The sequence below is a fragment of the Vibrio sp. R12-SG2-ISO1 genome, from assembly GCF_059834045.1.
Window position 1 is genome coordinate 1 of record NZ_JCBDGO010000022.1, and the last position, 22,685, is coordinate 22,685.

18 protein-coding genes are annotated in these 22,685 nt (G+C 49.1%); 10 read left to right on the forward strand and 8 right to left on the reverse strand.

Annotated features, from left to right (window positions below):
* Positions 1–155: 155 nt before the first annotated feature.
* Positions 156–2,312, forward strand: coding sequence for a TonB-dependent siderophore receptor (locus AC6R10_RS16520; protein WP_500672945.1), 2,157 nt, complete (start codon positions 156–158; stop codon positions 2,310–2,312).
* 83 nt (positions 2,313–2,395) lie between these two features.
* On the forward strand, positions 2,396–3,157 hold the full coding sequence (locus AC6R10_RS16525) for a siderophore ferric iron reductase (RefSeq protein WP_500672946.1): 762 nt from the start codon (positions 2,396–2,398) through the stop codon (positions 3,155–3,157).
* On the opposite strand, the gene AC6R10_RS16530 is transcribed toward AC6R10_RS16525, so the two are convergent.
* Positions 3,154–6,042 carry an HD domain-containing phosphohydrolase gene (locus AC6R10_RS16530; protein ID WP_500672947.1) on the reverse strand — a complete coding sequence of 963 codons (2,889 nt, stop codon included), beginning with the start codon at positions 6,040–6,042 and terminating at the stop codon, positions 3,154–3,156. The two genes, AC6R10_RS16525 and AC6R10_RS16530, sit on opposite strands and share 4 nt — an antisense overlap.
* Positions 6,043–6,181: 139 nt before the next feature.
* Complete coding sequence (locus tag AC6R10_RS16535) at positions 6,182–9,073, reverse strand: HD domain-containing phosphohydrolase (RefSeq protein WP_500672948.1); 2,892 nt, start codon at positions 9,071–9,073, stop codon at positions 6,182–6,184.
* A gap of 159 nt (positions 9,074–9,232) precedes the next feature.
* Here AC6R10_RS16535 and AC6R10_RS16540 point away from each other — a divergent pair, with 159 nt between their 5' ends.
* Positions 9,233–9,616, forward strand: coding sequence for a cytochrome b562 (locus AC6R10_RS16540; RefSeq protein ID WP_500672949.1), 384 nt, complete (start codon positions 9,233–9,235; stop codon positions 9,614–9,616).
* Here AC6R10_RS16540 and AC6R10_RS16545 read toward each other — a convergent pair.
* Positions 9,613–10,536 (reverse strand): LysR family transcriptional regulator, encoded by a 924-nt coding sequence (locus tag AC6R10_RS16545; RefSeq protein WP_500672950.1) that lies wholly within the window; start codon positions 10,534–10,536, stop codon positions 9,613–9,615. The genes AC6R10_RS16540 and AC6R10_RS16545 overlap by 4 nt on opposite strands.
* Positions 10,537–10,725: 189 nt before the next feature.
* Between AC6R10_RS16545 and AC6R10_RS16550 the strand changes: the two genes are divergently transcribed.
* From AC6R10_RS16550 to AC6R10_RS16560, 3 genes are all read left to right on the forward strand, one after another.
* A complete protein-coding gene (locus AC6R10_RS16550; protein ID WP_500672951.1) occupies positions 10,726–11,922 on the forward strand; it encodes a glycine C-acetyltransferase in 1,197 nt (398 codons plus the stop codon).
* A complete protein-coding gene (tdh, locus tag AC6R10_RS16555; protein WP_500626967.1) occupies positions 11,922–12,953 on the forward strand; it encodes an L-threonine 3-dehydrogenase in 1,032 nt (343 codons plus the stop codon). Before AC6R10_RS16550 ends, tdh begins: the two co-directional genes overlap by 1 nt.
* A gap of 365 nt (positions 12,954–13,318) precedes the next feature.
* Positions 13,319–14,002: a hypothetical protein gene (locus AC6R10_RS16560; RefSeq protein WP_487902288.1), complete on the forward strand. Its 684-nt coding sequence runs from the start codon at positions 13,319–13,321 to the stop codon at positions 14,000–14,002.
* On the opposite strand, the gene AC6R10_RS16565 is transcribed toward AC6R10_RS16560, so the two are convergent.
* A complete protein-coding gene (locus tag AC6R10_RS16565) occupies positions 13,995–14,939 on the reverse strand; it encodes a LysR family transcriptional regulator (RefSeq protein WP_500672952.1) in 945 nt (314 codons plus the stop codon). The two genes, AC6R10_RS16560 and AC6R10_RS16565, sit on opposite strands and share 8 nt — an antisense overlap.
* Before the next feature lie 157 nt (positions 14,940–15,096).
* Here AC6R10_RS16565 and AC6R10_RS16570 point away from each other — a divergent pair, with 157 nt between their 5' ends.
* The 3 genes from AC6R10_RS16570 to AC6R10_RS16580 all read left to right on the forward strand — a co-directional run bounded on the left by AC6R10_RS16570 (position 15,097) and on the right by AC6R10_RS16580 (position 18,473).
* On the forward strand, positions 15,097–17,073 hold the full coding sequence (locus AC6R10_RS16570; RefSeq protein ID WP_500672953.1) for an alkyl sulfatase dimerization domain-containing protein: 1,977 nt from the start codon (positions 15,097–15,099) through the stop codon (positions 17,071–17,073).
* A 112-nt stretch (positions 17,074–17,185) separates the two neighbouring features.
* Complete coding sequence (locus AC6R10_RS16575) at positions 17,186–17,725, forward strand: hypothetical protein (RefSeq protein WP_500672954.1); 540 nt, start codon at positions 17,186–17,188, stop codon at positions 17,723–17,725.
* 64 nt (positions 17,726–17,789) lie between these two features.
* On the forward strand, positions 17,790–18,473 hold the full coding sequence (locus tag AC6R10_RS16580; protein ID WP_500672955.1) for a glutathione S-transferase family protein: 684 nt from the start codon (positions 17,790–17,792) through the stop codon (positions 18,471–18,473).
* Positions 18,474–18,564: 91 nt separating this feature from the next.
* Here AC6R10_RS16580 and AC6R10_RS16585 read toward each other — a convergent pair whose 3' ends face one another.
* Positions 18,565–19,158 (reverse strand): TetR/AcrR family transcriptional regulator, encoded by a 594-nt coding sequence (locus tag AC6R10_RS16585; RefSeq protein ID WP_500626678.1) that lies wholly within the window; start codon positions 19,156–19,158, stop codon positions 18,565–18,567.
* Between the two features lie 295 nt (positions 19,159–19,453).
* Between AC6R10_RS16585 and AC6R10_RS16590 the strand changes: the two genes are divergently transcribed.
* On the forward strand, positions 19,454–20,263 hold the full coding sequence (locus AC6R10_RS16590; RefSeq protein WP_334552034.1) for a LysR family transcriptional regulator: 810 nt from the start codon (positions 19,454–19,456) through the stop codon (positions 20,261–20,263).
* Between the two features lie 68 nt (positions 20,264–20,331).
* On the opposite strand, the gene AC6R10_RS16595 is transcribed toward AC6R10_RS16590, so the two are convergent.
* The 3 genes from AC6R10_RS16595 to AC6R10_RS16605 all read right to left on the reverse strand — a co-directional run bounded on the left by AC6R10_RS16595 (position 20,332) and on the right by AC6R10_RS16605 (position 22,669).
* The gene (locus tag AC6R10_RS16595) at positions 20,332–21,363 is read right to left on the reverse strand and encodes an HlyD family secretion protein (protein WP_487902282.1); all 1,032 of its coding nucleotides are present in this window, start codon (positions 21,361–21,363) and stop codon (positions 20,332–20,334) included.
* 3 nt (positions 21,364–21,366) lie between these two features.
* Positions 21,367–21,876: a magnesium transporter gene (locus AC6R10_RS16600; RefSeq protein ID WP_334552032.1), complete on the reverse strand. Its 510-nt coding sequence runs from the start codon at positions 21,874–21,876 to the stop codon at positions 21,367–21,369.
* A gap of 160 nt (positions 21,877–22,036) precedes the next feature.
* Positions 22,037–22,669 carry an esterase/lipase family protein gene (locus AC6R10_RS16605; RefSeq protein ID WP_500672956.1) on the reverse strand — a complete coding sequence of 211 codons (633 nt, stop codon included), beginning with the start codon at positions 22,667–22,669 and terminating at the stop codon, positions 22,037–22,039.
* Positions 22,670–22,685: the final 16 nt, after the last annotated feature.

Consider the following 22,685-nt stretch of genomic DNA (forward strand, 5'->3'; position numbering starts at 1 on the left):
CCTCCTACTGAATTACGCGCTCGCAGCGAATAAAACACTGCTAAACAAAAGTCGGTGACTTTGCACCAAATTGTTAACTTTTGCCAATTTAAAAAATTTAGAATGCAAATGATATTAATTCTTATTAAGATAAAGCATGGGTAATTGAGGACAATATGCAATCTATCACTCACTTTCAGCGCTCGACATTGACGTTGGCGCTCATTTCAGCCTTTTCTTCGCCCCTTTACGCTGCCGAAGGCGGAGACGCTTCAACGATGGACACCATCACCGTTCTGGGCGAAGCGTATCGTAACACGGCCACTAAAACTGCGTTAGAACCAGAGGAAACCCCGCAAGGGATCACCACGATTGAATCAGAGCAGTTGGAGCAACGCGGTGTCAAATCCTTGAATCAGGCGCTCCGATACGCGCCTGGCGTCGTGACAGAGAAAAAAGGGGCGTCGGTCACTATGTACGACACCTTCTCGATTCGTGGTTTTGCCAACAGTGAGAGCTATTATGATGGGCTTAAGCTTCCCTATCTAACAGGATGGAACTTGCAACCACAAATCGATCCTATTGCACTGCAACAGGTGGAAATTTTCAAAGGCCCTACCTCTGTGTTGTACGGTTCCATGCCGCCGGGCGGGATGGTGAATATGATTGCTAAATCGCCGCAGCAGCAGAGCCAAACGCGTTTGAGTGTCGCGACAGGAACCAGAAACCTGATGGAAACCTCGCTCGATACGACGGGGCAAATCGGTGAGAGTGATGTCTCTTATCGCTTGGTGGCCCTTGCTCGTAAACGAGACAGTCAAGTCGATAATGCAGAGGAAGAGCGCTACGTGATTGCACCGTCGATTGATTGGCAAGCTAGCGAGCGGACGTTAATTAACCTCAACATGTACTACCAAAAAGATCCGAATATGGGGATCAACTCAGCGCTACCCGCGTCGGGAATGATTGACAGCAACGCCAACGGTTCAACGTCACCGTCCACCTCGGCAGGCGATGTCAATTGGAGTCAGTTTGAGCGTGAAGTGTTTATGCTCGGTTATAAAGTCAATCACGACATTAACCATCAATGGACCTTCCTACAAAACGCACGCTACGCCGATGCCTCCCTATATCAGGAAAATACCTACCACAGAGCAACGAGTTTCGATGCGTCCACTGGCGCTATGAGCCGAAACATTTACGATACGGACGAATCATCGCAGTCATTTGTGATTGACAACCAATTGTCTGGCTTAGTGACGGTCGGGCAGGCGCAGCACAACCTGCTGTTTGGCATCGACTACCTCAAACTCAAAGGGGACTCCGTCTATCGTGAATACGCTGCAAACGCCGAGTTCTATGGATTCAGTGTTTTTCGCCCCAACAATGCGCTGTTAGACAGAAACGCGTTGACAGAGGTGTATGACGAAACCCACAAGATTGAGACTGAACAACTGGGCTTCTACCTTCAAGACCAAGTTCGATTGGGCGATTGGGTACTGCTGGCGGGTGGACGCTATGACCGCTTCGAATCGAGTGACCGCAAAACCAGCACCATAGTGACCGACACCGTCGATACGGCTGACCACCACCAATTATCTTATCGCGTTGGGGCGTTGTATGAGTTTGACAATGGCCTTTCCCCGTTTGCGAGTTTTGCGACCAGTTTTGAGCCAGCCTCAGGCACAGACATCGACGGTAATGCGCTTGAACCTCAGCTCGGTGAGCAAGTTGAGGTCGGGGTTAAGTACCAATCACACGATGGCGCGCAGAGCATGACGGCGTCTTACTTCCACATCACTAAGCAAGATGCGGTCTCTTATGACCCTAATGACCCTAGCTACCGCGCGAAGATTCAGCTAGGTGAAGTGCGTTCTCAGGGCCTTGAGCTAGAAGGCCGCTGGTTGGTCACAAGCGCTTGGGATCTTAATGCGAGCTACACCTACATGGATATGGAAGTGACAGAGGATGTCGACAGTGCCTTAGTGGGAACGACGCCGATTTACGTGCCAGAGCACACGGCCAATCTATGGACAAATTACTATTTGTACGATGGCCCGTTGGCCGGCGCGCGTGTTGGAGGTGGTGTTCGTTATGTCGGTGCCATGCAAAGAGATGCGTATAACACCGGCGAAAAAGTACCCGCTTATACCTTGGTGGATCTCTCTTTGGGGTATGATCTTGGCGCAATGAGTGAGTCACTTAACGGCGCCGTGGCCAATCTTGTTGTGAACAACCTCTTTGATGAAGAGAGCTACACTTGTTATGACGACGCGAACTGCTGGTACGGTGAAGAGCGCTCCATTGAACTCAATGTGAATTACGAGTTCTAACCGAGTTATTCCACGTTCTGGCTAACGGTGGGTTAAATCCAACAGTATCAAGCAGCCCAATTGGGCTGCTTTTGAACCAAGAAATGAATGCAAAATTGAATGCCTTAGGCAGCAGTGCGCTGGATATTGAATCGCTCGATCCCTTTTTTCATGCGCTTTTTGAGAATTGCAAACACGTCACGCCCTTGTTAGATGGCAAGGTGAGTGTACCTGAGTGCGAGCAACTGTTACCCCAACAAACAGAACAGAATCGACGTTTGCTCGGTGCGCTATATCAAAGGCTGAGTGAGCAACACACAAGCGCTGGAAATGGCTACTGGATAACCCGAACCTGGGATTTGGTGTGCTGGCAGCCAATGTTTGTGGCATTTGTTGCCGTCTACGCGTGTCGAGGGGTACCTCAATTTGACTCGATGGCACAAACCGTTGATGGTCATTGGGTCGCGGGATTTTCATTTGAGACCCAAGCGCATCAACATGACGAATTACCTAAATTGATTGCGCTTGCGGGGCGCACCTTGTCGGCGTTGTTTGAGGTTTACCGCCAAGACATTGAGTCATTTACCCGAATTAGACCGGGGTTTACCCAATCGCTGATGAGTGATGCACTGCTCAACTGTCTGGTTAAATTGTCACGTTTTGAGCCGACTTTAACCTTAGAAGAAGCCAAAACACACGCTGAGTTATGGTTGTCGGCGTTTCAATTACGCCCTAGAGCGGCACAGCAACTCTATTTGGATGACGATGGGGCACTGAACATGCATCGCATCAGTTGCTGCCAGGTCTACAAATGCGAAAGCGGCAGCTATTGCGATAACTGCCCCAAGCGCGCGCGATCCCGCTAAGCGAGTTCGCTAAGGTACGCTTTGACCTTTTGAATGTGCCCCTTTCTGTCAAACTCGCTATGTTGCGAGGCAGGAAGGTAGTGGTTTGCGTAGTACTGGTCCACTTCGTGTTCCAAAAACAGCAGGTAGAGTTTCGGGTCAATATGCCCGCTGGTCGCCATGGATGTCATTATTTTGATCGACTCATCGAGTGTTTTGCCTTTTTTGTAAGGTCTATCTGAGGAGGTGAGCGCTTCGAATACGTCCGCAATGGCCATTACGCGAGCCGGAATCGACAACTCCTCACCTTTAAGCCCCAATGGATAACCTTTGCCATCCATTCTCTCGTGGTGTCCCCCGGCAATCTCTGGCACCTGTTTCAAATGATCGGGATAGGGGAGACGATTGAGCATGTTGATGGTTTGAATCACGTGATCGTTGATCAAAAAGCGCTCATCGTCATTCAAGGTGCCGCGCTTGATAGACAAGTTATACAGCTCACCCTGATTAAACTTCAGATCCCCAGGCTCAAGAACAAAGTTTTCTGACCAATGCTGCTTTGGATCGACGCCTTCACCCCAACTCACTTTGTGTACTTGCTTGTCTGCGAGCAGTTTTTCTTTGGCGGGCAGTGGCGTTCTAGGGCCCGCGCGATCTTTCTCAATCCACGAGATACCCAATTGATCATCGAGCGTGCGAGTCCACTCCTTATCGGCGATGCGCTCAAGTCTCGCTACCGCGTCGTCGGTCATAAACTCACTGCCTAAATTGCACTGTGCGACAAACTCAAAGTCATCATCAAGCTCGCGATGGGTCCGCTCTAGCTGCGCTTGCGCCTCGGCAATCTCAACGCCGTTCGCAATGCTCTGCCAATATTCGGTGTTGGCGTCGGATTTGAGCAGTTCAAAGCGCATGCGAATCTCGTGGATGCGGTCGTAAATGGTTTCAAGTTTTGTGGCTTTGTCGACCACGTATTCTGGGGTGGTGACTTTCCCACAATCGTGCAGCCAAGCCGCAAGATGAAGCGCCTCCCATTGGTCGTCTTCCATCTTAAATTCGGGGAAATAGCGGCCGTCATTGTGGGCCACCTGTGTCAGGACATTCGCCAGTTCAGGAATGCGTTGGCAGTGACTGCCCGTGTAAGGGGATTTGGTATCAATCGCAGAGGCAATCAAAGAGATAAAGCCATTGAGCATCTCTTTTTGCTGCTCAATTTGGGTGATGTTCTCTTTGGCAATTTCAGCAAAACTGAGCAGTTCTTTTAAGAAGGCGTGTTTGTCGCTCTGCTCGGCGGTAATGCGTCGTTCATAACCGAGCAGTAACAGCCCGACCAGCTTTTTATTTTTGTTGTGAATGGGGAATAGATAAACGTCCGAAGTGTAGAGACGATTGGCGATGCCCTGCAGCGCTGCTTGGTGGCGCTGCAAGTGGACGATCTGGCCTTGCTCTAACTTGGCTTTTAGCCCGTCAATCGCATGAATAAAGGCGTTGATCTCTAATTTAAACGGGATGATGGATGTGCTGGTTGCCAGTTCGAAATCGTCTTCACTGTTACTTTTACTGGTAAAGAGCACAACGCTTTCGGCTTTAGTCAGCTGATAGCTCTGTTTACACAGGGTTTTTGACAGCAGCGCGAAATCTCGGTTACTGGCCGTGTCACGCAGCAAGGTCAACATGTCATGTAACGTGTGCTCCATCAATTGGATAGACGCCGTTAAGTTCGAGACCTCTTTGATGATGCTGGAGGGATAGCGCGTTTTTTTAAACTCAAAACGGGTGATATTACTGGTTAGGGTAATGAGCGTTTTGAGTGGTGTCGAAATTTTTTGCGAGACAAACCAGATGATACACAGGCTCATGACCAGCATCATGATCGCCACCTGAATTTGCTTGTCTCGCATCGAAATCAATGAACCTAGCAGGTCATCGTGCGGGGTCGCTTCCGCTAATCGAAGTTTGATGTCTTTATTAAGCATCACAGGGACAAGTGTTATCGACCATTCAAGGCCCTCACTCTCTACTGTTTTATACACCACGCCATCGGAGAAGCGGTTGAATATTGGGTCAAACACGGTTTCTCGGATAGTGTCGTGAACCTCCTCGTACCGGCTGGATTGTTCTGGGAATACGGTACCGAGATTGTGATGAGCAAGCACGTTGAACTTTCGATCAAATAGTATGAGTTTAGTATGTTCAGAGAGCGCCATTGAATGCAACTTTCGCGACAGTGAATCTAGGGTAAAGTCGGCACCGATGACAAACTGGCCATTAGCGGATCGCCTTGAAAGCGTCACACCGGTGGTTTTGAGTTCATAGAAAAAGTACGGCTCAGTCAGCTGAATCGCGCCATCTTGGCGGGTGTTTTTAAACCAAGGACGAACGCGTGGATCAAATTGGTTATCCTGTTTAAGACGCTCAGTCAGTATCTTGAGGGATGAATCAAGGAAGTAGAGGTTGTTTTTTCCATCGACACCCATCTCATGAACCATCACTTTCGCATGGCTTGGTGCGCCAAAGCGCTCTGCGTCTGCTGCGTCCTTAAAAAGGCGGATGACGTTCATATCACCCTCTTGACTGGCATAGTACATCCCCACCATCTCAGGGTTTTTCTCGAACGTCGTCACCAGAGAGGCAATCAAGCCGCGATTTTGGTGCAACGCCATACCTCGATTGAGGCTATCGCCATTGGCAATAAAATCTAACGAAGTAAAAATCGGTGCAGTGGCACTTTCAAATGTGATTTCGAGCTTTGCGCTGTTTTCGTTGGACAGCTCTTCGGCGCTCTTGTTGAGCAGCCCTTGTGAATGTTGGTAACTGGTGAACACCAGGATGACCGCAGCGATTGACGTCAGTGCCAAAAAGAGACTGGTGATGTGAATGGTCAGAGAATATCGGCGTTTCTTCATTCAATTTATCCGCTTAAATACAATACCTTATATAGCTCTAGCGTAGACCTATATTGGAGTTCCTGCTTCAAAACTGCGTTTTGTAGGTAATGATTCGTCGTGCCAGATCTCATTTTGTAGTGAAGTACGCCGTGCCCTATCAGAGAGACGCTTTGATGTAGGCTTTCACCTTCTGAATATGCGCCTCACGATCAAACTCACTGATTTGCGAAGGGTGTAAGTAGGCACTGGCGTATTCTTGATCGATTTTATGCTCTAAAAACAGCAGATAGAGCTTAGGATCGATATGACCGCTGGTGGCCATCGAGGTCATGATATTAATCGACTCGTCCAGCGTCTTGCCTTTTTTGTAAGGTCGGTCTGATGAGGTCAACGCCTCGAAGACATCGGCAATCGCCATCACCCGAGCAGGCACGGAGAGCTGCTCGCCGGTCAAGCCAAGTGGATAGCCTTTACCGTCCATTCGCTCATGGTGTCCACCGGCAATTTCAGGCACTTGTTGCAAGTGCTCTGGATAGGGCAGTCGGTTAAGCATAGTGATGGTTTGGATGATGTGATCGTTGATGATGAAGCGCTCTTCATCGTTGAGCGTGCCTCGGCGAATGGATAAGTTGAATAGCTCGCCACGATTGTATTTGAGCTCGCCGGGATCAAGAATGAACGCTTGTGCCCACTGATCTTTCGGGTTGACGTCAATACCCCAGCCCACCTTATGTACGGGCTTATCGGCGAGCAGTTTCTCTTTGATGGGCAGTGGCGTAGGATCTCCCGCGCGTTCGCGTTCTATCCAGGAGGTACCGGCTTGATCATCTAAGGTACGTACCCATTCGATTTGCGCGATCTGCTCCAAGCGTTCAATGGCTTCGTCGGTCATGGATTCTCCACCTAAGTTGCACTCTGCGACGAAGTAGAAATCGTCTTCCAACTGCTGGTGGCGCTGAGCCAATATTTGTCCTGCCTTTTCTTTCTCCTCGCCATCGAGAATCGATTGCAAGCAGTCAACTTCAGCCTGCACTTTCAATAGCTCAAAACGCATTCTGACTTCATGGATTCGGTCATAGATGGTTTCGAGCTTGGTGGCTTTATCGACCACATATTCTGGCGTGGTCACTTTGCCACAATCATGCAACCAAGCGGCGAGATTAAGCGCTTCCCATTGATCTTTGCCCATTGAAAAATCGGCAAAATAGCGTTTGTCTTTGTCTGCCACTTTGGTCAACAAGTTTGCCAGTGTCGGGATGCGCTGACAGTGTCCGCCTGTATAAGGCGACTTTGTATCGATAGCCGATGCAATCAGGGCGACAAACGCATTGAGCATCTCTTTTTGTTGCTCCATCTGCGTGATGTTTTCTTTGGCAATTTCGGCAAAGCTTAACAGCTCTTTTAAAAACGCATGTTTATCACTCTGTTCAGGGGTGATGGGGCGTTCGTACCCCAACAACAAAATGCCGACCAATTTCTTGTTTTTGTTGTGCATTGGGAAGAAATAGATATCGGTGTTAAACAGTGATTCGCTGTATTTTGCGATGGCGTTATCCCCACGGGTGAGATGGATAATTTCGCCTTTCTCTAAGTCTTTCTGCATCCAGGGGGTGTTAGAAAGGAACTCGTTGATATCGACTTTGAACGGGATAATCGCGTGATTGGCGGCAATCGAGAAGGAAGCGTCCTTGTTGTCCAGTGTGTAGAGCACGATGGTCTCCGCTTTGGTGACCATATAGCTTTGGTGAGTAATGGTCTTTGCCAGCAAGGAAAAATCTCGGTTACTGGCCGTTTCACGCAGTAGACGAAGCAAGTCATGCAGAGTGTGTTCCATCAGCTCAATGGATTTGGTGAGATTGGATACCTCTTTGATCACACTCTTTGGGTAGCGGGTCTTTTTAAAGTCGAAGCGTGCGATGTTGCTGGTCAGAGTGACCAGCGTCAATAATGGATTGGTAATGCGTTTAGACACGAGCCAGATGACCACAAAACTGACAATCAGCATAAAGATCGCCACTTGTACTTGTCTGTCTCGCATCGAAAGCAGCGAAGCAAGAATATCATGTTGTGGGATGGCTTCGGCAAGCAGCAGTCGCGTCTGGTTGTTTAACTCGACGGGAGTTAAGGTCACGGACCAATCAATACCGTCGCTTTCGAGCGCCTCATAGATGATTTGCGATGACACACGGCCCAGAACTGGCGCAAACACACTCTGTTCCAGTACGCCGTTGATATCAGATTGAGTGACGGAGTCACTTAACTCAGGCAATGTCACTTCTAACTGATGGTGCGCTAGGACATTGAATTGGCTATCGAGTAACAGCAAGCGTGTTTGTTCAGAATACCCCATGGTACTGACTTGTTGAGAGAGGGAGTCTAGAGTGAAATCCGCGCCGACAACAAATTGGCCGTCGGGCGATCTTCGTGACAACGTCACGCCGCTGGTTTTAAGAAAGTAAAAAAAATATGGCTCCGTTAAGCGAATGTCACCATCTGAGCTTGCGTTGACAAACCAGGGCCTCACTCGAGGATCAAAATCGTTGTCATTGTTTTCAATCGATTGGAGCAGCACATGGCGACCGTTTAAGAAATGGACATCGTTTTTACCGCTAACGGCCATCGAGTTAATCATCAATGTTGCTTTATCAGGGGCATCAAAACGCTCACGGTCCGCGATGGTGCGAAGTGGGCGAAGGACATTGAGATCTCCCTGTTCGCTGGCGTAATACAAGGCGACCAATTCTGGGTTGCGCTGAAAGATGATCGCGAGGGAAGCGATGAATCGGGTTTGGTCAATCGGTGCGTCGGCCGACTCAATTACGTCACTCATCGACATGAAATCTAATGTGGTCAGGATAGGCCCTGCGCGATTTTGGAAGGTGGTTTCCAATTTGGCGCCATTTTCACTGCTGAGCTCCTTGGCGCTCTCGGTTAACAAGTCTTGAGAGTGCTTGTAGCTGATACCGATAAGTACCGCGCCCACGAGCGTGGTCAACACCAAAAACAGACTCGTAATGTGGATGGACAGTGAATAGCGGCGTCGACTCATGAAGTTCCCTCTATAAGAATTCTCTTAAGTATTAGCCAATCTGCGAAACATGCAAAAAAACGTCGTGAGTTTACTCATTTATAACTCGCAACACTTTTCCTATTTCACCCCTTAATCCATCGCTTACAATGGCGTTTTGAATCCAATAAGTAGAATAAAATGAGAAAGTTAATAGCAGCGATGAGTTTGCTGGTCGCGTGCCAAGTTTGGGCCTCGGGCGGCGACCTTAAGGCCGTGATGAAGCAGATGAAAGTGGAGTTTCGTCACGCGGCGCAAGCCAGTGATGTAGTCGAGATGCAAACTGCGGTTGGGGCGCTCACTTCGCTGGTGGAGCAAGCCAAGCAAGGCGAGTACCCACCCGAGAAAGTGGAGGTGTACCAAGAAGGTTTTCAAGCGCTATCTCAAGCGCTTGGAGAGGTACAGCAGTCATTGGAAGGTGGCGATCTTGCCCGCGCTAAGACGCAGTTGAAACGCGTTGACGAGCTTCGCATCGAATATCACGATAAACGCAATCCAAGCATCTGGAGTAAGTTGTTTGGCTAACGCGCTAATTTCTCTTTCAGTGCGTCGCTGACATAATCGATGAATGCCCGCAATCTCGCGGGCATATACTTGGTTTGCGGGTATTGCATCGCCACCGCGCCATGGTAGTTACTCTTTATCGTCCACTCGGGCAGCACCGCGATGACCTCACCACATTCAATCGCATCCGCGATGACGAAATCGTGAAAAATCCCGATTCCAATCCCTTGTTTGACTCCATTTAAACGCATCTGCGAATGATTGACGGCGTAGCGTCCGCTCACGGCAACGGAGTGGTATTCGTCCTCTTTGAAGAAATCCCAAACGTGGTCTTTGTCGGTTTCAGCCAAATAGAGACAGCTGTGGTTCGCGAGCTCAGTTGGGTGCGTCGGCACGCCATGTGCGCTGAGATAGTCCGGGCTCGCGCACAATTGCAGGTGTGTTTTCCCCATCTCTTTGAGGACTAAGTTCTCATCCGGTTTATCGGTCAGTTTGAAAGCGATGTCAATGCGATCGCGCAATAGGTCTATTTCGCCATCGGCGGCGCGCAGTTTGAGCTGAATTTCGGGGTAGGCTTTTAAAAAGGGCGCCACAAAGGGTTGTAAGACCGAGTTAAGAAACGCCTCTGGTGCCGCGACCACAAGTGGCCCTGTGGGTTCTCTGTGATCAGAGCTCGACAAGTCCACCGCCTGGCGAGCGGCATTGACCATCACAATCGCTTGGTCATAAACCTGTTGCCCTGTAGGTGTGATGATCAATGAGCGTGTGGTTCTCTCAAACAGCTTGGTCGAGAGTGATTTCTCTAGTCTAGTCACCAATTTACTGAGCGCAGAAGGGGTGACGCCAAGTTGCTTGGCGGCTGCGGTGAAGCTGCCCTCCTCGACAACAAGAATAAACGAGGCTAAATCGGGCAGTAGTGTCAGTAGTCGGGTATCAAACAAGATCAAGAACTCGGTGTAGCAGTGATGACAGCTAGTGTATCAGAGCGTGATTGGGCGCTAAACCAACAGAGTTCACAAAACCGCCTTATCTGTGCCCCAGAGGCAAAAATGTTTTTCCGTGCCTATGGATAATGGAAGTGAAGATGATGGATTACACTTAGCCTAACCATAACGCGAAAGGAAACAGCAATGTCTTCTGCATTCTATCAACAAATTCAAGATCAAATCGAAGAAGTAAAGGCGGAAGGCCTTTACAAAGCGGAGCGAATCATTACGTCTCAGCAGCAAGCCGCCGTTAAAATCTCAACGGGCGAAGAAGTGATTAACTTCTGTGCAAACAACTACTTAGGACTCGCTAACCACCCAGATCTCATCGAGGCGGGTAAAGCGGGTATGGATGAGCACGGCTTTGGTATGGCATCGGTACGCTTCATCTGTGGCACGCAAGACATCCACAAACAACTGGAGCAAAAACTGTCTCAGTTTTTAGGAAAAGAAGACACCATTCTGTACACCTCATGTTTTGATGCGAATGCGGGCCTGTTTGAAACCATTCTGGGTAAAGAAGATGCGATCATCTCTGACGCGCTGAACCATGCCTCGATCATTGATGGTGTTCGTTTGTGTAAAGCGATGCGTTTCCGTTACTCCAACAACAACATGCAAGAGCTTGAAGAGCAGCTGATTGCCGCAAAAGAAGCGGGCGCTCGCCACATCTTGATCGTGACCGACGGTGTGTTCTCGATGGATGGCGTGGTCGCCAACCTTCCGGCTATCTGTGATCTGGCGGATAAATACGGCGCATTGACGATGGTCGACGACTCTCACGCCGTTGGCTTTATGGGCAAAACCGGCGCCGGTACTCATGAGTATCACAACGTTGTGGATCGCATTGATATCATCACAGGCACACTGGGCAAAGCGATGGGCGGCGCGTCAGGCGGTTACACCTCTGGTAAGAAAGAAGTGATTGAATGGCTGCGTCAGCGCTCACGCCCATACTTGTTCTCAAACTCTGTCGCGCCAGCGATTGTCAGTGCGTCACTTCGTGTGCTTGACCTGTTGAAAGAGAGCGGTGATCTGCGCGAGCGTTTGTGGGACAACGCCGCACATTTCCGTGCGCGTATGGAAGCGGCTGGCTTTACGATGGGCGGCGCGGATCATGCGATCATCCCAATCATGTTAGGCGATGCCAAAGTAGCGGCAGAGTTCGCTGAACGCGCCTTGGCGAAGGGCATTTACGTCATTGGTTTCTCGTTCCCAGTGGTACCTAAAGGTCAAGCTCGCATCCGTACGCAAATGTCTGCGGCGCATTCTCGTGAGCAACTGGATCGTGCGATCGACGCCTTCATTGAAGTGGGCCGTGAGATGGAGATCATCCAATAATGAAAATCAAAGCACTCTCTAAACTTAAGCCTGAAGAAGGCATTTGGATGACGGAAGTGGACAAACCTGAGGTTGGCCACAACGATATCCTGATCAAAATTAAAAAGACCGCCATCTGCGGAACCGATGTCCATATATACAACTGGGATGAGTGGTCACAAAATACCATTCCCGTTCCTATGGTCGTTGGCCACGAGTACGTGGGTGAAGTGGTAGCGATTGGCCAAGAAGTTCGCGGCTTTGAAATTGGTGACCGCGTGTCGGGCGAAGGCCATATCACCTGTGGTCACTGTCGTAACTGTCGTGGTGGCCGCACGCACCTGTGCCGCAACACGATAGGTGTGGGTGTGAACCGCGAAGGTGCGTTTGCTGAATACCTAGTGATCCCTGCGTTCAATGCATTCAAGATCCCTGAAGGCATTTCTGATGATCTTGCTTCAATCTTTGACCCGTTTGGTAACGCGGTTCACACGGCGCTCTCTTTTGATCTCGTCGGTGAAGATGTGCTTATCACTGGCGCTGGCCCAATTGGCATTATGGCGGCGGCCGTCGCGCGTCACGTTGGTGCTCGTCATGTCGTGATCACAGACGTTAACGAATACCGCTTAGAACTGGCGCGCAAAATGGGCGTCACTCGAGCGGTGAATGTTGCCGAACAAAAACTGGAAGACGTCATGTCAGAGCTTGGCATGACCGAAGGTTTTGACGTCGGTCTTGAGATGTCTGGCAACCCATCTGCATTCAACTCAATGCTTAAAACCATGAACCACGGTGGACGTATCGCATTACTCGGTATTCCACCATCGGACATGGGCATCGACTGGAACCAAGTGATCTTCAAGGGCCTCGTCATCAAAGGCATCTACGGCCGAGAAATGTTTGAGACTTGGTACAAGATGGCAAGCCTGATTCAATCAGGCCTAGATCTGACGCCAATCATCACTCACCACTTCAAGGTCGATGACTTCCAAAAAGGCTTTGACGCCATGCGTAGCGGGGCTTCTGGGAAGGTTATTCTTGATTGGGAATAAGTTTAGGTACTGATTAGCAAAGGCGACGGGTTAAACTGTCGCCTTTTTAGCACCAAGCGGATGAAATCCTTCTGAATCTGGTCAACCCACACAAGGCATCCAATTTTCTGCTGACTCTCTCGACATTTATCGTTTAATCGTAAAAGTGTATATGGGATCGATGAACACATCCGTCAATTGGCTGAGATCTTTAGAGCGCTTTGTACACAAGTTGACTGAGTGGGGTAGGAATATCGGTTATTCCCACCAGAGCGCAGAGGACAATTAGACTAAATGGTCTAAATTCCAAATATTATAATGAGTGTTGGCATGAAACGGACTTTGAGTTGCTCATTATCAGTTATCGCAACTTACATGAGATGTTTATGCGCAAGTTTTCGTTTTTATTCGCTTCTGTTCTTCTTTCAACCGGGCTCTCTGCTCAAGAGAAGCACCATGAAGATCCAACCAAAATTGTCACTAAAGCCGGTTTTGCCTACAGTGAAGGGCTGAAGTTCTCAGGTTCGATTGGCCTTGATGATGCGCGCATGATTAATGGGCGCATCAATGCGGATGGCGATGAGTGGCGCGTCGGGGGCTCTTGGTTGTTGCCGATGGGTATTCTCAACTTCAACTTTAGCCGTACCGAATTTGATGATGATGCGTACAAAAACAACTACAGTATCGGCACGTTTGTTCCTTTGAGCTATTTTGATATCGAACCAATGGGCTGGCAGATATTCCCAATGGCGGGTTATAGCTACAACGACGGTGAATTTGCCGTGCGTGATGAGAGCGACATTGAGAACGACTACGTCTTAATGCCAGCTTCGAGCCATGGTGGCTACATCGGTGCGTTTGCTCTCAAGCCGTTGACTCAGAAATGGTCGATGATGACGTTTGGCGGTGCATCACGCGGTTCGGACAGTTACTCGGGCTATTGGGGCGGTGCGGGCGCGAGCTACAAAATCTCTGAAGCGCAGTCTTTTAATATCTTCGGCATCATCGCAGACGATGATTTTGGTAAAACCAACAAACTCGGCGCGTCTTACACTTACGAGTTTAAATAACGCCCGAGCCCATATTCGGGTTAATCAGGTGCTTGGTGTTGTCTAAGCTTTGCATTACTTGTTGGCGAAACCATTGATGCGCCGGGTCTTTACTGTGTTTCTTATTCCATATCAGATAGTTCGACATCTGAGTGTGGGAGAAGGGCGGGTTGATCACTTGCAGTTGCAAACGTGCTTTAAACTGCAAAGCGACCGACAGCGGGACGATAGTGATGATGTCTGACTGGCTGCACAGCATCATGTTGTTAAACAACGACCGACCGTGATAGACCACCTTGCGTCGAGAAATGTCGATGTTGGTGTAGTGGCCTAAGCTGTAGGTTTGATTACGCGTGCGCTCTAAGACGGCGTGGCTCTCTCCAAAATATTGCTCTTGAGTCATGTTGCCTTGAATTCGCGGATGCTGTTTGCGGCAAACAATCACAAAGCGCCCATCGAAAAGGTGGGCGCTTTCAATACTGGGTGACTCAGAAACTAAGATGTCGATCATCGCATCAAACTTTTGCGTCACTAACCCTTCATAACTCTTATCGTCATTATCCGGTTGATCGTAGATCTCAAGGGTTACTTGTGAGTCGCTCAGCTTAGAGAAACCATCCAACAAAACCCACTGCAAGTGCTCTGGCGCGGCCAAGACAAATTTACGCTGTGAGGTGCGTGGATCAAACTGTTCGAGCGCATTAAACACCCCTCCGAGTTGCTGGATGGGGTCTCGTACTTGCTCGTAGAGGCTTAACGCATAAGTAGTCGGCACCACCCCTCGACCTTGACGGATAAACAGCTCTTGGCCGAGTTCTTGTTTAAGTCTTGCAATCGCCGTACTGATAGTAGATTGGTTAGTGCTTAAATGATCCGCTGCTCGGCTCAGTGAGCCATGCTCTATCACAGTGGCGAACACAGCAAGCAGGTTGAAATTAGGGATGTCGTTGTTTTTCATGAGTTCTCTCACCTATCGCATGCACGGATTCTAGTTCTAATTATATATCGTAATTACGATGGGTTGAAATCGTATTGCTCTGTGTTTGCGATGGGTATCAAGTCATACAATCACTGCGAAAGATTAAATGTTTCCTCACAAGATTAAGGTCGTGAAAATGGCAATGACACTGAAAAAACTCGCGCTCCCACTGGCTATCGCAAGTGCGCTCTTCGCAACGGGCTGTGCGACGGAATCTAACACGCCTACCGTTGAAGCAACGTCAACGGTTGGTAGTGAGCTTCGCACTTCTCAAGCGGCTCAATACCAAAATATTGACTTACTGGCTCGCTACAGCAGCGATGTACTTTTTGAACACGAGTCGAACATGTTCTGGGGGCCAGGTGAGCGTATTCAAGTGTTGTCAAAAACGGGTGAATCTTTGGCGTTTACCCAGGAGTCTGACCATGTTCACCCAAGCCTCACTAAGCACGGCCTGAAAATGGACCAAGCTATTATCCAAGTGGATCACAACATCTACTTAGGTTACGGCTTTGGTCTTGATACACCAGTGATGATTGAAGGTGATGACGGCATCATCGTTATCGATCCGGGCGAATCAGTACAAATGGCGCAATCAGTGAAAGAGCAGTTTGAAGCCATCACAGATAAGCCAGTAAAAGCGATCATCTACACACACAACCATATTGACCATATTGCCGGCGTTCGCGCTTGGGCCACTGATGAGCAAGTGGCGTCTGGTGAAGTAAAAATCATTGCACAAGAAACCTTGACTGCGGCAGTAGCAAACTGGTCATCAAACCTAGGTCCACTGTTTGGTCACCGCACATCTTACACTGGCGCAAAACACGTGCCTGAAGGTGAGTTCGGTACTGTTAACGACGGCCTAGGCCCACGCTTTATGCAAGGTGACATCTCATTCATCGAGCCAAACCTTGAGTTTAAAGACCGTCTAGACATCACGATTGCGGGCGTCAAGCTTGAAATCGTTCACGTACCATCTGAAACGGCGGATGAGCTGGTCGTTTACCTACCGGAGCAAAAAGTGCTACACGCAGCAGAAGTATTGCAAGGTGAAAACTTCCCTAACCTGCATACGATTCGTGGTACTAAATTCCGTGACCCATCGGTATGGTTTAAAGGCATCGACATCATGCGTCAGTTTGACACTGAAGTCATGATTAATTCTCACGGTCGTCCTGTAGAAGGCAAAGAAGCGGTATCGAATGTCTTGACGGCTTACCGTGATGCGATTCAATACGTACACGACCAAACCATCCGCAACATGAACAAAGGCCTAACACCTGATGAGCTTGTTGAAGCAGTGAAATTGCCAGCACACTTGGCTGAACACCCTTGGCTTGGTGAGCACTACGGTACCGTTGCACACTCAGTTCGTCAGATTTACGTAGGTTACAACGGCTTCTTCGAAGGTGACCCGTGGCAGCTAGAGCCAATGGCGTACGAGCAACGCGCGAAAGCATTTGTTGAAATCATGGGTGGCCGTGACAACATCATGCACACAGCGCAAGCGGCTATCGATGCAGGTAACCACACCTTCGCAGCAGAAATTTTGTCTTACCCAATCACGGTCAACAAAGACGACATGGGTGCGCGTGAACTAAAAGCGACCGCTTACAAAGCGTGGGCTGCTGAGCAGGTCAACATCAACTGGCGTAACTGGGCGCTAAACGCGGCGGCTGAACTTGAGGGTACACGTGACTTCTCTAACATGATCAGCTTCGCATCGGTTGACGTATTGACGGCGCTACCAAGCAAGCAAATCTTTGACATGATGACGGCGACACTGATTGCGGAAAACACGCTTGAAGTGAACATGGCGATGACGTACCGCTTTAGCGATACCAACGAAGCGTTCACCATCGAAATCCGCAACGGTATTGCTCAGTTGCACACTAAAGCGCTTGATAACGCGGACGTGCAGATTGATACCACTCGTGCTGTATTGAATGAGATTCTTCTTGCGGGACCAAACGCTCAGCACGCGATTGGTAAGAACCTACAAGCAGGTAAATTTGCCTTCGCAGCGGGTGATATTCAAGGCTTTGGCCAGTTCATGAGCTACTTCGATAAGCCAACAGCGCCACAAGACTTGATGCTGATTGTTCGCTAAGTCGTACATAACGTAGAGTTCATTCATCACTCTACTCAAGGACATCATTGACGACAAAGGGACCTTTACGGTCCCTTTTTGTTAATAGAGTAATGGTTTAATGAGGAATCTTATGCGTACCAAGACGTTCACGCTTTACTGCGCCACGCTCGCTAAACGCGGTTTTAGTCTGGTGTTATTGATGCTGTCACCAACGCTACTGGCGTGCGGTTTGCACCAAGCGGCGGGGTTTAACTTTGTCTCAGAGCCAGGCTCGCTTGGAGTGTTTGATAAGGTGATCACCGCACGCCAATCCAACCAGTTCGCCAATCAAGCGAAACCGGAGCAGTTTTACCTGTTTGCGTTTACTCAAGCGTTATCGAAATCGGCGGACACACCAATCCCGTTCTCCCTCTTTGAAGCGGTCAAAGGCCACTACAGTGAGGTCGTGTTGGGCGAAAAAGTGTCCATGAAAGGCCGTGATACGCTACCAAGCGAAGATGACCTTTTGTTGGTGACCGAGCTGGATGTGCTGGATGCGTTAGCAACAGGTGTGATCGATTGGCCGCAAGCCAAAGCGCAGGGTTGGGTGGTCATCAATGGACAACCGGCAGAGGTGAAGCAGTTAGATGATTGGTTTACTGCACTCTTCGAGGGTCAAAAAACAAATTGATGGATTAAGTTGAACGATCGTTCTTGTTGTGCTTGAATAAGTGTTCAAACAAGGAGAACCAGTCATGCTGACATTCTATTTTCACCACACGCCAAACCCGATGAAGGTGGCGTTATTTCTGCAAGAAGCGGGGCTAGATTTTGAATTGGCGCCCGTTGATACCCTCAAAGGCGAACAACACACTCCAGAGTTTCGTCTCATTAACCCCAATGGCAAAACCCCAGCGTTGCAAGACGATGGCCAACGTGTGTTTGATTCCAACGCGATTTTGCTCTATCTGTCGGAGAAAACCGGTCAATTTGGCGGTGAAGCGAACGATCGCGCGGAACTGCTTTCTTGGCTGATGTTTATCGCATCTGGTCTTGGTCCGTTCTCAGGTCAGTCGGTGCACTTTAAACGCGCCGCACCAGCAGGCAACGACTACGCAGCAAACCGTTATCACCGCGAAGCGCAGCGTCATTATCAAGTGTTGGATTCACACCTTGAGGGGCGTGAGTTCATTGTCGGCGATAGCTACACCATCGTTGATATGGCGGCGTGGGGTTGGATTGATAAAGCGTCGATTGTGTTAGGTGACGATGCTGCGTTGGATGCATACCCGAATCTGAAGCGCTGGTTCAACGCGATCAATGCCAGACCGGCGGTAGAGAAGGCACGCGCGATGGCAAAAGCGTGTGAGTTTAAAACTGAGGTGGACGATGTGGCGCGCCGAGCGCTATTTCCGTCCAACTTTCCTAAAGAGGACTAATTCGCTTTAGGTGCTTAATGAAAAACACGGCATCGAGCGCCGTGTTTTTTAGTTTGGAGCACGTGTTTTTTAGTTTTGGGTCAATGGTGGCTTACGTTCGTATCGGTGACTGGCTAAATACCGCGTCAATCATGTGTTCTATCAACAAGCGGTCGTCACAGGCGCGCGCGTAAGTGCGCAGGCCAATGATTTGCACTTGCAGATAGCGAGCCAGTTCCGCTGGATCTTGCGCCTCGCTCAGTTCACCTTGCGCTTTGGCGTCAATGAGCACCTGCTCAATCGCACTTTCTACCCGTCGAAGCAGCGTTTTCGCTTCAGCGAGCAGCTCAGGATTATCGGACTCGGTCAATTCAGCGACAGATTTAACGATCATACACATCGCGCTCGGCGCGCTGTCTCGGCTATCAATGATTAGGGCGCGCACAAATTGTTTTAGCCCCGCAAGAGGAGTATCGCTTTGCGCAACACAGCGCTGCAGCCGTTCACGACCCAACTCTGCATAGCGGTGCAACGCTTCGCTAAAGAGCTTGTCTTTGCTGCCAAATGTGGCGTAGATGCTCCCCGGGCGCATATCAATGGCTTCTTGCAGCGCACGCATGGAGGTGCCGTGATAACCCTTTTCCCAATAGAGGTCTTTGGCTTTGTCAATGACATCATCACGATTGAATTTGGCTCGGCTTGGCATAGGGATCCTTGATGTTGACGAATGCGAGTTTGCTCTAGTATAGCGAAGGGAGTAACGATCGTTCAACTTGAGTGATTATGCGCCATGTCGACGCGCAGAATCTTTCCTCGGTTTACTGAATAAATCAGGCGGTTTGTGTTAGCTTAGCCATATATGAACTACAATTTGTTTATAACTTTCTTCAACTTACTGATAAACAACAGAAACATGTGGCGATAATGCGAAGCGCACACTAGACATAGGCTAGGATACTGTTTATCTTTCGTTACAGTTAAAACCAGATGGGTCATTTTGAATGAGAGACTACAACTCGCTCCAAGTTTTTCTCGTGTTGATGCAGACACATTCCACCCAATCGGCGGCGCGTAAACTTGGGCGCTCTCAATCGTATGTGTCGAAAGTGTTGGCGCAGCTGCGTGAAGACCTCGATGACCCTCTGTTTATTCGCAGTGCAGACGGCCTCACCCCCACTTCCTATGCGATGAGCATTGAACCCAAATTGCGCAACGCCTTTGCGCAAGTTAAGCAGGCACTCAACCCAGAAGAGTTTGACCCCAAAAACGTGCAGAAAGTGGTCATCCACATGGTGGAGCCTTATGTGGTGCAAGCGGGCAAAGAGATCATTATGGCGATTCGAGAACAAACCGACGCCATCATCGAGTTACGCGTTTGGAATAAACTCAGCGAATCTATGATCGAAGAAGGCGAAGTCGATATTGGTCTGCATATGCTCAACGACAAACCTCAAGTGTTTTATCAAAAGCGTATTCAGAGTGTAACGGGCGAGTTTTCAGGCAATGTCGCTGGCGAATACGTCAAGTTTTTGGTCTCTGGCATCAATGACTACCACAACTACTTTCAACGCCTTGATCCAAGTATCGAAGCGAGCATTTTTGTCGACAATTACGATTTAATGAATCAATTGATGGACCGCTGCTACACGGTTCGTTATCGACCTGTAAGACCTGATGACGGCCACGCCAAAGTGACGTTGGAAGCGGCGTTGATCACCAAATCATCACGTCGCAATTCGGCTAAAACCAAATGGTTGATGAACATCATTGAGCCCATCATTCTCAATCAAGCGCTGAACTGGCAGCAGTAACGCGTCAAACCGAAAGCAATAAAAAAGCGCGCTGTTAGTCACAGCGCGCTTTTTACGTCAAGAAATCATTACAAAGCGGAGAGGTAAGCTTTGTATGCTTTCAAACGTACGGTTGCACCACCAATGATGTCCATGAAACCGAGCATCTGGTGCGGCTTTTTCGCCGATACCCAACCTGAACCGGTTGCACCGATTGGGATGTTGTAACCTTCTGGTTCTACAAATTCGATGACAATGGTACGGCCGTGTGAGCCCATATTGTTACCGACGTGCTGACGAACATGTTGTGAGCCGTTGAAGACAGACACTTGTGCTTCACCGGTACCGGTTGTAATGCTGTGTACGCGGCCACGGAAGATTTCACCTGGGTAAGCATCGACGTAAAACTCAGCAAACTGGCCAATTTCGATGCCGCTGTAAGTTTGATCGGCGATACGCATTTCAACAAACTTCTTGCTGGTATCGTAGAGGTGCATGTTACCAATGCGTGTACCTTGAACGATGTTGGTGATGCCTAGCTGACCATCAAATGGCGCGCGGATTTCACGGCGATCGTTTTGCCAATCAGCGGTGGCGATCTGCGCTTCAATATTAAGGATTTGTGCATTCACCGAGGCGATCTTTGCTTCCGTCGTTTCAATGCGAGTACGGGTGTCGTCGCGCTGCGCTTCGTTAGCAAAATCTTTCAGTTTATTGAGACGGTCGAGCGTTTTACGATCGTTGTCCATCTGGCGCACTAGTGCAAGAATCTCCGCTTCCGCCGCTGATTTTTGTGCGTTTAGGCTCTTCATTTGAGACACGGTATCTTCGGTTCTCAGGGTGTAAATCAAGTCGCCTTTTTTCACGTGTTGGTTGTGCGTGACATACACTTGATCGATCTCTTGACCAAGCAGTGGGCTAAGTACCGCGTGCGGCGCTTTAACCGTGGTACTGTCAGTCAGGTCCGCAGGCGACCAGAAGCGGTGAGCGGTAAACAGCGCTATCGCGATGAAAAAGCCTGTCCCGATCATGATAGCCGCGTTGCGTAGTGTCCATTGCACCACACCCGCCTTCACCAAGATCCAACAGATCAGAACGTAAGGTAGCATAATTTCTTTCATGGATTAGTCCTCGACGCGTGCTTGGCTTTCAGGCTTGCGGCCATTGCGAATAATGTTAGAGATTTCGTTGGCTAACACGTCCCAACGAGCGAATGCGATGATGATGGCAAGAACCCACCATGTTTTGTCGATGAACAGGCCACAAAGAGACAATGCAAAAACGATTTGAGTGTGCGCGCTCGACATCTCCGCCGCTTTGTGAACGGCGACTTCGTGAAGTTGCCAAAGTAGGTAGGCGACATAGACGATCAACGCGACGGTAACAAAGAAAACGAAGCCCATGAAGATTTCAGAATCTAACAGGCGCAAAATGGTGGGATAACCGCCTGAAAAGTACTCTTCAGGGAGTGATTTACCGTGAATGCGACCCAGCTTTGAGAGAGCAAGCGAGGAGCCAACAAGGACGGAAATGGCGACCACAGCTTTGATAATGAACAAAGCTATGTACTTGACGATCCTAATGAATTTTGCACCCGCTCCTTGATTGGATGCTTCGCTTTTTGATGGATTCATGAGCTATATTGCCTTGGTAATTATTCCATCAGCGATAATACAAGAATCTTATGAGCGATTCGGAATAACGGATATTCTGAATCTATATCACAGAATAACACATTGTTTGCACTGCACATACATAGCGATATTTATGAAATACATCTCTGTCAGTTATGTGTTACTGCGTAGCAGTATGGTCAAAATGGTCATAGCGAATGAAATGATCGATCTGCTGGGTCACAAAGCGGCTGAATATTAAACTGGTGTGACTGTAGTCTTTGGCAATGTGATCGGTCATACCATCGATTTTGGTCTCTTCGAGGGTCACCGTACCATCGGAGGCGACGCTATTGTCCATCATCAACAAGGGGCGCGCGCCGACGGGCAAGGTGCCGGCGATGCTGCCCAGTTTTTGTGGTACTCGCCAGACACTCTCCTCATGTTGAGTGAGCCCAAATTCAGGTGCGTTGCCTAAAATGGCGCCGATACCGAGCTTCTGTATTCGCGTTGCGATAGAGGCGCCTTGAAGCGGCGAGCCAATGGCGACAACGTGTGAGATCTCATCTGTGCTCGGTTGGGTCGATTCTAGGTAGTGTTTGACAATCAATCCTCCTAAGCTGTGACCGACCAATACATTGGGTTGATGGCGGCTGAGCGCTGAACTAATGTCAGAAAACACAACTTGCTCATTGATTGCCACACTGTTGTAGCTGACCGTCTTTGTGTCATAGCCAAGGTCTCGTAACCGCTGACTGAGTGGCAGCATTGCCAGGCCATGCATATAGAGTCCATGTAATATCACGATGTTCACAACTGCCTCCCAAGAG

What these genes read in the sequence shown, in the direction of transcription:
- AC6R10_RS16600 (WP_334552032.1), bottom strand. Translation starts at nt 21,876, where the DNA reads ATGAATCCATCAAAAAGCGAAGCATCCAATCAAGGAGCGGGTGCAAAA.
- AC6R10_RS16540 (WP_500672949.1), top strand. Translation starts at nt 9,233, where the DNA reads ATGAGAAAGTTAATAGCAGCGATGAGTTTGCTGGTCGCGTGCCAAGTT.
- AC6R10_RS16595 (WP_487902282.1), bottom strand. Translation starts at nt 21,363, where the DNA reads ATGAAAGAAATTATGCTACCTTACGTTCTGATCTGTTGGATCTTGGTG.
- AC6R10_RS16580 (WP_500672955.1), top strand. Translation starts at nt 17,790, where the DNA reads ATGCTGACATTCTATTTTCACCACACGCCAAACCCGATGAAGGTGGCG.
- AC6R10_RS16535 (WP_500672948.1), bottom strand. Translation starts at nt 9,073, where the DNA reads ATGAGTCGACGCCGCTATTCACTGTCCATCCACATTACGAGTCTGTTT.
- AC6R10_RS16560 (WP_487902288.1), top strand. Translation starts at nt 13,319, where the DNA reads ATGCGCAAGTTTTCGTTTTTATTCGCTTCTGTTCTTCTTTCAACCGGG.
- AC6R10_RS16520 (WP_500672945.1), top strand. Translation starts at nt 156, where the DNA reads ATGCAATCTATCACTCACTTTCAGCGCTCGACATTGACGTTGGCGCTC.
- AC6R10_RS16575 (WP_500672954.1), top strand. Translation starts at nt 17,186, where the DNA reads ATGCGTACCAAGACGTTCACGCTTTACTGCGCCACGCTCGCTAAACGC.
- AC6R10_RS16550 (WP_500672951.1), top strand. Translation starts at nt 10,726, where the DNA reads ATGTCTTCTGCATTCTATCAACAAATTCAAGATCAAATCGAAGAAGTA.
- AC6R10_RS16585 (WP_500626678.1), bottom strand. Translation starts at nt 19,158, where the DNA reads ATGCCAAGCCGAGCCAAATTCAATCGTGATGATGTCATTGACAAAGCC.
- tdh (WP_500626967.1), top strand. Translation starts at nt 11,922, where the DNA reads ATGAAAATCAAAGCACTCTCTAAACTTAAGCCTGAAGAAGGCATTTGG.
- AC6R10_RS16590 (WP_334552034.1), top strand. Translation starts at nt 19,454, where the DNA reads ATGAGAGACTACAACTCGCTCCAAGTTTTTCTCGTGTTGATGCAGACA.
- AC6R10_RS16570 (WP_500672953.1), top strand. Translation starts at nt 15,097, where the DNA reads ATGGCAATGACACTGAAAAAACTCGCGCTCCCACTGGCTATCGCAAGT.
- AC6R10_RS16530 (WP_500672947.1), bottom strand. Translation starts at nt 6,042, where the DNA reads ATGAAGAAACGCCGATATTCTCTGACCATTCACATCACCAGTCTCTTT.
- AC6R10_RS16525 (WP_500672946.1), top strand. Translation starts at nt 2,396, where the DNA reads ATGAATGCAAAATTGAATGCCTTAGGCAGCAGTGCGCTGGATATTGAA.
- AC6R10_RS16565 (WP_500672952.1), bottom strand. Translation starts at nt 14,939, where the DNA reads ATGAAAAACAACGACATCCCTAATTTCAACCTGCTTGCTGTGTTCGCC.